The organism is Polluticoccus soli (assembly GCF_029269745.1).
In the GTDB taxonomy this organism is placed as follows: Bacteria; Bacteroidota; Bacteroidia; order Chitinophagales; family Chitinophagaceae; genus Polluticoccus; species Polluticoccus soli.
Genome location: NZ_JARJHT010000002.1, coordinates 837,882 through 850,064, shown reverse-complemented (window position 1 = coordinate 850,064; position 12,183 = coordinate 837,882). Strand labels below are relative to the sequence as shown.

The following is a 12,183-nucleotide window of genomic DNA, read 5'->3' as shown; positions in this document are numbered from 1 at the left end:
AGTTATGGAATGATATTTTCTTCTTCGTAGCGGCTAAAACAATTCGCTATGAGACAGTTAATAATATTGTTCCTGGTTTGCCTCTTCTGTACTAGTTGCTCCAATTCATGGATCACTAGTTCATGGACCAAACCCAATACAACCTCAGTAACAAGGTATAACAAGATAATGGTAATGGCCATTACGGGACAGGATCGGGGCCTGAGAGACGCAATGGAATCAAATGCCGTGGCTCAGCTACGCGAACTGGGCTATAACGCCACTTCAGCATATGCAGAGTACGGCCCGGAGGAAATTAGCAGCAGGGATGAAGCAATGGCTGTAGATCGCCTCACCAATAGTGGAGTAGATGCAGTGCTCACTATAGTATTGCTGGACGTAAATCAGGAGCGTAACTATGTACCCGGTCGTGTGCTATATGCACCATATTCTACTTATTACGATCACTTCTGGGGGTACTATTCAACTGTTTACGATCGTATATATACTCCTGGCTATTATACAGTTGATACCCGCTATTTCTGGGAGAGCAACGTGTACAAAATGAGTAATCGTGAGATGGTGTACTCTGTGCAAACAGAAGCTTTCGATCCATCATCTGCTTCTGACCTTGGAGAAGATCATGCGAAGCTCATTGTAAAAGATATGGTTCGGAACAACGTATTGACCAAGAGATGATTCTCAGGTGATAAAACACAATAATTGCAAAAGCACAAGCCGTTAGCTTGTGCTTTTTGTTTTATCTGTTTACTTTTAACAAAATCACACTTTTTTATGGAAACACTTAACTGGTTCATTGTTCCAATTGCAGCGATCATTCCGCTATTAGTAGGTATGATCTGGTATAATCCGAAAGTTTTCGGAACAGCCTGGATGAAAGGTACGGGACTTACAGAAGAGCAACTTAGGAGCGGTGCTAACATGGGGAAAATATTTGGTTTGACATACTTGTTCAGTTTAATGGTGGCAATGGGTTTGGTGGCTATAGTTATTCACCAGATGCACATCTTCTCGGTATTGAATAATGAGCCTGGATTAAGGGAGAAGGGAACTGAGATCAATACCTATGTTACTGAATTCATGAGCAAATACGGGCATAACTTCCGCACGTTCAAACACGGTGCTTTGCATGGCACAATAGCCGGAATTCTTCTTGCACTGCCTATCATTGGTGTGCCTGCCCTTTTCGAAAGGAAGACAGGTAAGTATATTTTTATCAATGCGGGATTTTGGATAGTGTCAATGGCGCTAATGGGAGGCGTGATCTGCCAATTTCTGTAGCACTGTATCTGCTAATAAAATAGGGCACAGATTCTGTGCCCTATTTTATTTTCTTCAGTACTTTTTCTATTCGCTTTCGCTTGCTTTCCTTTTCCATATCATCCAGCCTCGACTCAAGTATCTTCCAGAATTGCTCTTTATATTTTGTTCCTATTGCAGGCAGTGCATTCTCCGCATACATTGGCAGCTGGTTTGGCAGGCTGTTTTTCAGCTGATCGAGCAGTAAGGTAGTGCAATCATCTGCATAAGCTTTGTGTCCAGCTAGCTTGATGAGTATACCTATGCTATGGTCTTTAGTGATAACCGAGCCTTTATCTGCAGCATCCATGATCGCTGAAAGATTTGCAAAAACTTCCTTTGGTGCCGCGTCTGTCATTGCATCTAAAGCTGTCATAGCACCCCATACCAGCCTGTTGTTTTTGCTGTTAAGCAATTTAATAAATGCTTCGTAATGCGGCGCTATCAACAAAGGGTCAATCGTTCCGATCTCGTATAGAACCTTGATGCAGTCGCTCTGGATGTCCTTGCTTTTATTGACAAGATTGGCCACAAGTTCATCAACTGCTTTCTTGTCCTTTTTAGCTGCGATCTTTTGCGCAAGTTCCTGGTTGGGAACTTCGTCCTTCCTGCCAAGCGAGGTTGCCAGCTGGTCTATGATGCTCATTGTTTCCAGCGTTCGAGTTTAGGAATGCCTTTGGTCATAAAGCCAGCCAGGAATCCCGGAATACCCATTTCCTTAAGTTTACCTTTTACAAAGTCCTGCATTTCCTTCACTGTGCAGTCGCGGGTGAATTTGCCGTTCTGGTAACAGAGGCTGCAATATTTATTGCTTTTTGTGCCGTCAGCATTGGTACCTCCGCCTTGCGGATCTTTGTTGAGCGGCATGCTGCAGCTCTGGCAATACTTGTATTCTTTTTCCATGTCTGAATTTTCTGCTGCAAAGAAAAGAGCTTTACTGACAACCCTATGGCAGTCTGCTCAAAAATTAATCGAAAAGTGCAGTTTTTAGGCAAACGCCGCTGAAACAGGCAACTGTTCGGCTTTTAGCTTTCGTTTTACCTCTTTCGGTGTTGTGTTGGTCCAAGTCTTAAATGCCCGTCTAAAGGCTGGCAGGTCGCCATAACCCAATACTTCCGCAACTTCTGTTACCGTTGCATCCGGGTTCTTCATCAGGTGCAGCGCCAAGTCTTTTTTTACTTCGTTGGCTATAGTACGGAAGCTAGTGTTTTCTTCCGTAAGCTTACGCTGCAATGTGCGTACCGTCATGCCCAATCCTTCAGCTGCTTCTTCAACGGTTGGTATTTGCCCTTTGAACTGCATGACGAGAAGGTTTTTTACTGTATCCCTGCAGCAGGTTTGTAGCGCAAGTGTTTTCTTTTGAGCGAGGATACCGCTGAACATCTGAAAAAGCGATGTGTCACTTGTCAGCACTTTTGTCTGCATATCGGCGGCATTGTACACGATCTTATGCAGTGGTGCATTGAATAGTACCTGGCATTTCAGCAGCTTTCTGTATTCATCTACGGCTTCTTTAGTATATTCTACTTCTACTGTCTGTGGATATATTTCTCTGCCAGTAAGGGTCTTTGTAAAACCTATCAGGTTGGCAAGGATAAAGTCAATTGAGATCCTTGCGCTTCTGGGCAACGACGACTTCCACATAGCGTTCTGATGCAATTCAATAATGGCCCTGTCGCCGTCGCGTTTGTACGCAAATGTGACCATAGGACAAACCATATAGCCGTACTTACAATAAACTTCAACCGCTTCTTCAAATGTATTGCTGGCTTGCATCAGGAAACCAACCATGCCGGTGATGCTGATATTGGTTTCTGTTCCCAGTATAAGACCTATTTGTTCGTTACCGGTCAGATCGGCTAGCAGGTCCCAAATGTTTGCTGCTTTTTCCCACTCAACCATACGGCCGGAATCACCGATCTCCTCAGCGGAAAAACCGGCAAGTTCTCTTAATTGGTCATACGCAACTCCATAATTCGAAGCTGAGAGCAGGATATCTCGTACTGTTGTGGCTAAAAGTCCCATGGCGTAAAATGACCTGTTTTGGGCACAAATTACGCTTTTTCACCTTTGTGGACCGGAGTTTCTTTGCAGCATAAACAAAAGAAAAACCAAATACGAAAGCAATGAGAACTACATTTGACAACACCCTCGAAGCCATTACGACAATGACAGCCGACAAGAAAAAGAAGATCCTGTTTGCTAATATCCCGGCCGATGGGCACTTCAATCCGCTAACCGGCCTGGCAGCGCACTTGAAAAACGAAGGTCACGACGTGCGTTGGTACACCGGCCCAACCTATGCCTCTAAGATCGAAAAGCTCGGCATTCCGTACTACCTGTTTGCGAAAGCGAAAGAAGTGACAGTACACAACATTGATGAGGTAATACCGGAAAGGAAGAAGATCAAAAATCATGTGAAGAAGGTGGTACTGGACATCTGTTCTTATTTTATTGACCGCGGAACCGAGTTTTTCGAGGATATAAAAGACATCAATCAAGGCTTTGATTTCGATGTGTTGATAGCAGACAATGCTTTTACAGGGATCACGTTTGTAAAGCGGATACTCAAGAAACAGGTAGTGACTATAGGCATACTTCCGCTCGGCGAAACCTCTAAGGAATTACCGCCACCAATTATGGGACTCACCCCTGCAAAGAGCTTTGCCGGAAAAACATTTCATGCGTTCTTAAGGTATATGACCGACAACGTGCTTTTGAAAAAACCGCACGAGCTGATGCACAAGTACCATGCACAGTATGGCGTAAAGCTGCCAAAGCTCAACATCTTCGATGTGCAGATACAACATTCAACGCTTTACTTGCAAAGCGGCACGCCAGGTTTTGAATATCGCCGTCCGCAGATGAGTAAGAACATCCATTTCATCGGGCCGTTGATGCCGTACTCAAGCGGTAAACCATACAAACTAGAATTTGAAGAGCAGATCAGGAAATACGATAAGCTGATTCTCGTAACTCAAGGCACATTTGAAGGTGATGTAACCAAACTAATAATACCAACGCTGGATGCCTTTAAAGGCACCAACAACCTGGTAGTAGTAACAACTGCAGGATGGCAAACAGCAGAACTGCGCGAGCGCTACCTGGATTATGAGAACATCATCATCGAAGACTTTATTCCGTTCAATGCTATCATGCCCTATGCAGATGTATACGTATCGAATGGTGGCTATGGTGGTGTGATGCTGAGCATTAATAACAAATTACCAATGGTTGTGGGTGGCGTGCATGAAGGCAAGAATGAAATATGCGCAAGGGTGGGATATTTCAAGTTAGGCGTTAATCTGCACACCGAACGTCCTAAGCCGGAGAAGATCAGGAAAGCCGTGGAGGAAGTGATGCGTAATAACATATACCAGCGGAATGTAGAGCGCCTGGCCGTTGAATTCAGCAAATACGATCCCCTGAAGATCTGTCAGAAGTTTATTGAAGAACTGCCTGCGAAGGCTGGTAAATAAGCAAAGGGCGCCATGGCGCCCTTTGCTTATTATCTCTTTCTTGACAATGATGCCGATTAGAATTTGAAGTTATAAGTGATGCTCGGGAGTATCGGGAAAATAGATACCTGTTTCACTTTGGCCTCAACACCTTCAGCCACGCTTCCTTGTGTATCCACATACAGGAAGTATGGGTTTTGCCTGCTGTATACATTGTATACAGAGAAGGCCCAGCTGCTTTCCCAGCGCTTTTTCTTTTTAGACTTCGGTGTATATACCGCCGACAGATCAAGCCTGTGATAAGGGAACAACCTGTACTCGTTCAGCTTACTGTATTGTGGTACTATCGTCTGTTCGATGAAGTAATAGTTGGTAGGCAGCGTAATGGCGTTTCCGGAGCCGTAAACAAATACGCTCGAGAACGTCCACTTATCATTTAGCTGGTAAGTGCCCACAACGGAAATGTCGTGACGGCGATCGTATTTAGCAGGGTAGCGCTCACCATTATTCAGGTCGGGGAACTGGCGATAGGTCCAGGAGAGCGTGTAGCCGATCCATCCGGTAAACTTTCCTTTGGTCTTGTTTACAAAAAACTCGGCACCGTAAGCTTGACCTTTACCAAATACAAAGTCCAGTTCCGGGTCACGGATGCTGTTTTGCACGTAACCTTCACGATACTCGATCTGGTTCTTCATGTCTTTGTAATACACTTCTACCGAGGTCTCCAGCATATTATCAAAGAAGTTGCGGAAATAGCCAAGTGAGTATTGCCATGCCTGTTGCGGTTGTACATAGAACGTACTAGGCACCCAAAGGTCGGTCGGCAGTGTGCTGCCATTATTCGATACAAGGTGGATGTATTGATAGGCTTTTGCAACGCTTGCCTTGATCGATGAGCTATTACCTGTTGTAAACCTCATGTTCAAACGGGGCTCCCATCCTCCATAAGTTTTTACCAGGTCGCCAGGGCCGAATACAGTACTGTCTGTTTTCTTCTGGTTGATATCGTACTGGTATTGTGTATAAGGTCCCGCTTGTCCAAACCACGAGTAGCGCACGCCAGCGGTCACCTTCATCCATTTGAACGGATCAAAATCGTCGGAGATATAAGCGCCACCTTCGTGGGCATATTTGATAAGTGCATTGTCGGGCTCAAGTACCGTGCTGCCCGCACGTCCTGACACCTGGTTAGGGATGAACTTGTGATAAGTGTAGGCGATACCACCTTTGAAGTGGTGATTGAAGCTGGTGAAATAGTCCAGGTCGGATTTCACGTTGTAATCCCGAATACCGGAAGACAGTTTGATCTCGAAGTCATTCTGACCTGCTGCGAAAGCAAATTTGTAATCGTTATATACTGCGGTTGTGTTTAGAAACAATTTGTCGCTAAACAAGTGGTTCCATCGCACCGTAGCTGTGCTGTTACCCCAGGGAATGTTTGCATCGAAGTTACCGCTGCTGCTTTTGAATGTAAATACATCACGTCCGAAGTAGCCGCTGGCATACACACGGTCTTTATCGGTGATCTTATAGTTTGCTTTTAGGTTGGCATCGTAGAAGAAATAACCAGAACCCGCAAATGAACCTTTCGCGAATGGTTTGATCAGTACGTCGATATAAGTACGTCTGCCCGACAACATGAACGAACCTTTATCTTTTTTGATTGGTCCTTCAACCGTCAGGCGTGAAGCGATCAGGCCAATGCCACCTTCCGCGTGGTACTCTTTCATGTTACCTTCTTTCATCGATACGTCCACAACAGAAGAAAGGCGACCGCCATAATTGGCCGGCATGCCCCCCTTTATCAGGGTTACGTTCTTCAAGGCGTCTGTATTGAATACTGAGAAGAAGCCAAATAAGTGACCTGTATTGTATACCACAGCATCGTCGAGCAACACCAGGTTTTGGTCAGGACCGCCACCGCGCACGTAGAAACCCGAGCTTCCTTCGCCCGCCGACTGAACGCCGGGCATTAGCTGCAGTGCTTTCAGGATATCGGTTTCACCAAATATCACGGGCAACGTTTTTATTTTCTCAGCAGAAAGCGTGATCGTACCCATTTCTGTGCCCTTCACATGGTCGTCAGCACGCGTTGACTTTATCTCTACTTCCTTCAACGTCGTTTTGCTGTCCATGTCAGCATTCAGTGTACGGCTCTCAGTCAGGGCAATATTTTCTGTACGGGAATTGTATCCAATATATGAATATATAACTGTATAGGTGCCAGCTGGCATTGAAATAGAGTAAAAACCGTAGTTGTTGGTCTGAGCACCTAGCTGCAACTCTTTTATATAAACAGTGGCTGACACAAGGGCCTCGCCACTTCCGCCATCGCGCATGTAGCCGCTCAGGGTCACTTTCTTTTGGGCTAAAAGCGTTGCTGGTAGCAACAATAGAACGAGCAGGGTAGATACTAATGGACGCGCTATAGGGAACATACAGTCTAAGAAAAAGAGGTTATTTTAAAGAATCTGTCACTTCGCCACATTCCAGCATCACTTTACCGAAATATGGGTTGCGTATTTCTGTTTCATTGCTCAGCCAATAAGCGCCCTTGTCATTGAACGCCATTGGGCAGTATTGCCTGTATGCACCGGCGTTTTTAATGTCGGCAGTTCTCAGCAAGGCAAACATCGCATCCGATACTTTTTCGAAAGCAATACGCTTCTTTTCTGTGGTTTCGTCTTTTACAGACAGGATGCCGTTTACACCTTCCTTGAGCGAGTCAAGTTGCGGCATCAGCGCGCTACTGTTAACGCTGTCCGTTTTGATGTAGCCGTCCAGGTCGTTCGCTGCCGCCATCAGTTTTGTAGCTCCTTCATCGGCTTTGGAAGCACTGGTTGCTACTAACGCATCTTTTAATTCGTAATAACTGCTGAGTACAGCCAATAATTTCTGCGTGCCGGTAGAGTCTAGCTTGCTTTGCGGTGGCAATTTAGGCTGCTCTACAGCAGTATTTTCGGCCTGTTCTGTCTTGGTTTCGTTGTTACAGCTTACCAGCCAGAGGCCGCAAAGCAGGCAAATAGCAGAAATGTGTCGCATCAGCTAAAAAATTTTGTGCAAAAATACGGTATGCTTCAATGCTAACCGCAGGTAGTGTAATTTTGCGGCCTTATGTTAGTATCGTTACAGAATATTTCGTTTTTCTTTGGTGCCCGCCCGATTCTTGAAGATGCCAGCTGGCAGATAGAACGAGGGGAGCGGATAGGCCTTGTTGGTAGCAATGGTGCTGGTAAATCGACGTTGCTGCGTCTCATTACCGGCGCCTATCGAGTAGACAATGGTGTGATCAATAAACCCAAAGACGTTACGATCGGCTTTTTTAACCAGGATCTGTTAAGCTTTTCTACCAATGACTCGATATTGATGGTGGGCATGCAGGCTTTTGAGAAAGCGCATGAAGTGGAGAAAGAAATGGCCCGCCTGATCAAAGAACTGGAATACAAGCCGGACGATGCGAAGTTGCTGGATGATTACAGTCATGCGCTGCACGATTTTGAAGTGGCAGGCGGGTATGAAATGGAACATCGTACTGCAGAAGTGCTGGAAGGCCTTGGTTTTTCTACGGCTGATCTTCAAAGACCATATAACCAGTTCAGCGGTGGCTGGCGCATGCGTGTACTGCTGGCGAAAATGATGCTGCAGGCACCCGATCTGCTGCTGCTCGATGAACCTACCAACCACCTTGACCTTCCATCTATTGAATGGTTGGAGCGTTATCTCATAGGATATCCAGGTAGCGTTGTGATCGTGTCGCACGATAGGTACTTCCTCGACCGCATGGTGACTAAAATAGTAGAAGTATGGCAACAGGACCTTCACCAGTACAGCGGTAACTATTCTTTCTTCCAGAAAGAGAAAGCAGAACGTATGGAACTGCAGCAGCGCGCTTTCGAAAATCAGCAAGACTATATCCGCCAGCAGGAACGGTTTATAGAACGCTTCCGCGCGAAGGCAACTAAAGCGGCACAAGCACAAAGTGCGTTGAAGAGGTTGGATAAACTCGATCGTATTGAAGCGCCTGATGGAACGATGCCGGTGATGAACATCAACTTCGACGTTGCCGTACAACCGGGAAAGATCATCAATACGCTTAAGAATGTAACCAAGCGTTTTGGCGACCTGACGATACTGGAACATGCAGACGCTGAGATCAACCGTGGCGATAAAATAGCCCTGATAGGTGCCAACGGTCGTGGTAAATCCACGTTGCTCCGAATAATAGCAGGCAAAGAGTCGTTTGAAGGTGAGCGCAAGGAAGGCCACAATGTAGAGGAGAGTTTTTATGCGCAGCACCAGCTGGAGGCACTCACCGTGGAGAATGAGATACTGGAGGAAATGAAGCGCGCAGGAAGTGGTAAAACCGAGTTGGAACTACGCCAGTTATTAGGTTGTTTCCTGTTTAGTGGCGATGATGTATTCAAGAAGATCAAAGTACTGTCTGGAGGTGAAAAGGCGAGGGTGGCGCTGGCAAAGACTATTGCCATGAAGGGTAACTTCCTGATGCTCGATGAACCTACCAACCACCTGGATATGCAGTCTGTGGAAATGCTGATTGAGGCACTGAACAAGTATGAGGGCACTTTGATCCTGGTATCGCACGACCGTTATTTTATCAGCAAAACTGCCAATAAAATCTGGCACATCGAGGACGGTAAGATCAAAGAGTTTATTGGCACTTACGACGAATGGTTAGTGTTTGAGAGCGAGCGTCAAAAACGCCTGCAAGATGCGGCAAAAGCTCAGCCTGTTGTGGCAAAAGTTGAAGAGAAAAAAGTTGAGAAAAAAGAAAAGCCAGTGCCTAATGTAAACGAGGCTGAATTAAGAAATCTTAAGAAGGAATACCAAAAGCAGCAAAAGACTTTTCAGAGACTGGAGGAAGAATTGGCAAAAATGAACGAAGAAAAAGCGAAGCTGGAAGCTCAGCTTGGCGACCCAACGTTCTATGCTGATAAAGAGAAGTTTAGAGAACTGGACGAAAAATATCGTCAGCATACAGCTAAGCTGGATGCGAAAAGCAAAGAATACGACAAGGCATTTGAGCTGATGCTGGAATTGGAAGAAAAGATAGGTAATTGATTTTTGAGTCCGGGATTAGTATTTTTACAAACAATCAACAACACCATATGCCATCATTCGACATTGCCAGCAAAGTAGATCCGCAAACGTTAGATAACGCGGTAAACGTTGCCAAAAAGGAAATTGATAACCGTTACGATTTTAAAGGTACGCACGTCGTGATCGACCTAAACAAAAAAGATATGGTCATCAACCTGGAGGTTGAAAGTGATATGCAGCTAAAACAGGTAGAGGACGTTTTACTCACGAAAGCCATGCGCCAGGGCCTTGAAGCCAATGCTTTCGATATGTCGAAAGAAGCAACTCCTTCTGGCAAATATGTGAAGAAAACTGTGCCTGTCAAGAATGGAATTGACAAGGATATGGCTAAAAAAATAGTGAAGCTGATAAAAGACAGCGGGCTCAAAGTGCAGCCTGCCATTATGGATGATATCATCAGGGTAACTGGTAAAAAGATCGACGACCTTCAGGACGTGATACAACTCTGCCGCAGTTCTAACCTCGACCTGCCTCTTCAATTTGTAAACATGAAGTCATAATAAAAGCCGGTTGTTACAACCGGCTTTCTTTTTATTCTGAAACGGAGTTTAGTACCCGTTTTTGGCATCTTTCAGCAAAGGCTGTGCCTTGTCTTTTTCGGAAACAATAGCCGTTGATAGGTCTATTTTCCAATCTATATTCAATGCAGGATCTGCGTAGAATACACCGCCTTCAGTTTCCTTGTTGTAAAAATGGTCGCACTTGTAAAATACGTTAGCCCGTTCAGAGAGCACAGAGTAGCCATGCGCAAACCCGTGCGGAATAAGAAACTGCAGGTTGTTATCGCCAGATAACTCCACGCCATACCACTGGCCATAAGTTGGGCTGTCTTTTCTTATGTCTACAGCTACATCCCAGATAGTTCCCTGCAACACGCGTATCAGTTTAGCTTGCGGAACAGGGGGATTTTGATAGTGGAGTCCACGCAATACATTTTTTGATGATCCCGCCTGGTTATCCTGCACAAAGTTTTCTGTGAAGCCTGTCGACGCTTTGAAAACACGGTCGTTATAGCTTTCTACAAAATATCCGCGGTCATCTCTGTGAACGGTTGGCTCTATGATCAGCAAACCTTCAATAGGTGTTCTTGTAACTTTCATTATTTGGTAAGTTGATCAATAATTGCAAGAAAATTGGTCGTGATATACTTCAGTTCTTCTTCTGTAAGCTCGGTGTGTACAGGCAATGAGATAACGCAATCCTGTAACATATCCGTCGCTGGCAGGTTGATATTAGCTGGTACAAACTCCTTCAGCATATTCTGCTTGTGGCTGGGCACAGGGTAGTAGATCATCGAAGGAATGTTCTTTTCAGACAGTTTTGTCTGCAGTTCGTCCCTGTTTACATTCTTAAGTTGCAAAGTGTATTGGTGAAACACGTGCTTGTTGTATTGCGCCTGGAAAGGTGTAATAATGTGCGGATTGCTTTTGAAAGCGTTGTCGTAATAAGTGGCAACATTCCTGCGGGCATCGCAATATTCATCAAGATGTTTCAGTTTGATGCGCAAAACAGCGGCTTGTATCGTATCCAACCTGCTGTTGCAACCTACCATCTCATGATAGTATCTTACTTTCTGACCGTGGTTGGCTATCATTTTTAGTTTTTCAGCCAACGCATCATCATTGGTGAACATCGCACCACCATCACCATAGCAACCCAGGTTTTTTGATGGAAAGAACGACGTGCAGCCAATGATGCCCATCGAGCCCGTTCTTACGGTATTACCATCCGAGAATGTGTAAGTGCCTCCAATAGCCTGGGCGTTATCTTCTATTACCGGTATATTGTGTTCTTTTGCTAGTTCCAGCAGCGGTTCCATATTGGCACATTGCCCATATAAATGAACCGGGACAATTGCCTTAGTTTTTGACGTGATGGCGTTCCTAACGCTATCGATATTTATAGTAAAAGTATCAGGATCAACATCTACAAATACAGGTTGTAAGCGCAGCAACGCCATTACTTCTACCGTAGCAATATAGGTAAAAGACGGTGTGATCACTTCGTCGCCAGGCTGAAGGCCCAACGCCATCAGGGCTATTTGTAAAGCGTCGGTGCCATTTGCGCAGGGTATTACGTGTTTTACTCCAAGATAGGCGGCTAATTCCTCTCCAAAATCCTTCACGTCTTTGCCACCTATGAATGCGGTACTATCAATTACGCGCTGAATAGCCGCGTCGACTTCGGGCTTTATTTTCTGGTACTGACGTTTCAGGTCAACCATTTGCAGATGCTGCATAGGGGAGTTTTTTAAATTGTGGGTGCAAACCTACACCTTCGGGTGCATTCAACAAAACGTCACATATAC

General features: G+C 45.2%; 12 protein-coding genes. 5 read left to right on the top strand and 7 right to left on the bottom strand.

Annotation, left to right across the window (positions count from 1 at the left end; all coding sequences use genetic code 11):
* Positions 1-48: 48 nt before the first annotated feature.
* Both P2W83_RS14530 and P2W83_RS14525 read left to right on the top strand, forming a co-directional pair.
* Positions 49-678: a hypothetical protein gene (locus P2W83_RS14530; protein ID WP_276134478.1), complete on the top strand. Its 630-nt coding sequence runs from the start codon at positions 49-51 to the stop codon at positions 676-678.
* A 96-nt stretch (positions 679-774) separates the two neighbouring features.
* Positions 775-1,281, top strand: coding sequence for a DUF1761 domain-containing protein (locus tag P2W83_RS14525; RefSeq protein WP_276134477.1), 507 nt, complete (start codon positions 775-777; stop codon positions 1,279-1,281).
* A gap of 40 nt (positions 1,282-1,321) precedes the next feature.
* On the opposite strand, the gene P2W83_RS14520 is transcribed toward P2W83_RS14525, so the two are convergent.
* The 3 genes from P2W83_RS14520 to P2W83_RS14510 all read right to left on the bottom strand — a co-directional run bounded on the left by P2W83_RS14520 (position 1,322) and on the right by P2W83_RS14510 (position 3,324).
* Positions 1,322-1,945, bottom strand: a complete 624-nt coding sequence (locus P2W83_RS14520) for a hypothetical protein (protein WP_276134476.1) — start codon at positions 1,943-1,945, stop codon at positions 1,322-1,324.
* Positions 1,942-2,202, bottom strand: a complete 261-nt coding sequence (locus P2W83_RS14515) for a zinc ribbon domain-containing protein (RefSeq protein ID WP_276134475.1) — start codon at positions 2,200-2,202, stop codon at positions 1,942-1,944. Before P2W83_RS14515 ends, P2W83_RS14520 begins: the two co-directional genes overlap by 4 nt.
* An 84-nt stretch (positions 2,203-2,286) precedes the next feature.
* Positions 2,287-3,324, bottom strand: a complete 1,038-nt coding sequence (locus tag P2W83_RS14510) for an AraC family transcriptional regulator (protein ID WP_276134474.1) — start codon at positions 3,322-3,324, stop codon at positions 2,287-2,289.
* A 101-nt stretch (positions 3,325-3,425) separates the two neighbouring features.
* Here P2W83_RS14510 and P2W83_RS14505 point away from each other — a divergent pair, with 101 nt between their 5' ends.
* Positions 3,426-4,778 carry a glycosyltransferase gene (locus tag P2W83_RS14505; RefSeq protein ID WP_276134473.1) on the top strand — a complete coding sequence of 451 codons (1,353 nt, stop codon included), beginning with the start codon at positions 3,426-3,428 and terminating at the stop codon, positions 4,776-4,778.
* A gap of 56 nt (positions 4,779-4,834) precedes the next feature.
* Here P2W83_RS14505 and P2W83_RS14500 read toward each other — a convergent pair whose 3' ends face one another.
* Together P2W83_RS14500 and P2W83_RS14495 are read right to left on the bottom strand one after the other, a co-directional pair.
* Positions 4,835-7,195: a TonB-dependent receptor gene (locus tag P2W83_RS14500; protein ID WP_276134472.1), complete on the bottom strand. Its 2,361-nt coding sequence runs from the start codon at positions 7,193-7,195 to the stop codon at positions 4,835-4,837.
* A gap of 19 nt (positions 7,196-7,214) precedes the next feature.
* A complete protein-coding gene (locus tag P2W83_RS14495; protein WP_276134471.1) occupies positions 7,215-7,799 on the bottom strand; it encodes a DUF3347 domain-containing protein in 585 nt (194 codons plus the stop codon).
* 72 nt (positions 7,800-7,871) lie between these two features.
* Here P2W83_RS14495 and P2W83_RS14490 point away from each other — a divergent pair, with 72 nt between their 5' ends.
* A complete protein-coding gene (locus P2W83_RS14490; protein WP_276134470.1) occupies positions 7,872-9,836 on the top strand; it encodes an ABC-F family ATP-binding cassette domain-containing protein in 1,965 nt (654 codons plus the stop codon).
* A 47-nt stretch (positions 9,837-9,883) separates the two neighbouring features.
* Positions 9,884-10,375, top strand: coding sequence for a YajQ family cyclic di-GMP-binding protein (locus P2W83_RS14485; RefSeq protein ID WP_276134469.1), 492 nt, complete (start codon positions 9,884-9,886; stop codon positions 10,373-10,375).
* Between the two features lie 48 nt (positions 10,376-10,423).
* On the opposite strand, the gene rfbC is transcribed toward P2W83_RS14485, so the two are convergent.
* Together rfbC and P2W83_RS14475 are read right to left on the bottom strand one after the other, a co-directional pair.
* On the bottom strand, positions 10,424-10,975 hold the full coding sequence (rfbC, locus tag P2W83_RS14480; RefSeq protein ID WP_276134468.1) for a dTDP-4-dehydrorhamnose 3,5-epimerase: 552 nt from the start codon (positions 10,973-10,975) through the stop codon (positions 10,424-10,426).
* Positions 10,975-12,114, bottom strand: coding sequence for a DegT/DnrJ/EryC1/StrS family aminotransferase (locus P2W83_RS14475; RefSeq protein ID WP_276134467.1), 1,140 nt, complete (start codon positions 12,112-12,114; stop codon positions 10,975-10,977). The genes rfbC and P2W83_RS14475 overlap by 1 nt, the downstream gene beginning before the upstream one ends.
* Positions 12,115-12,183: the final 69 nt, after the last annotated feature.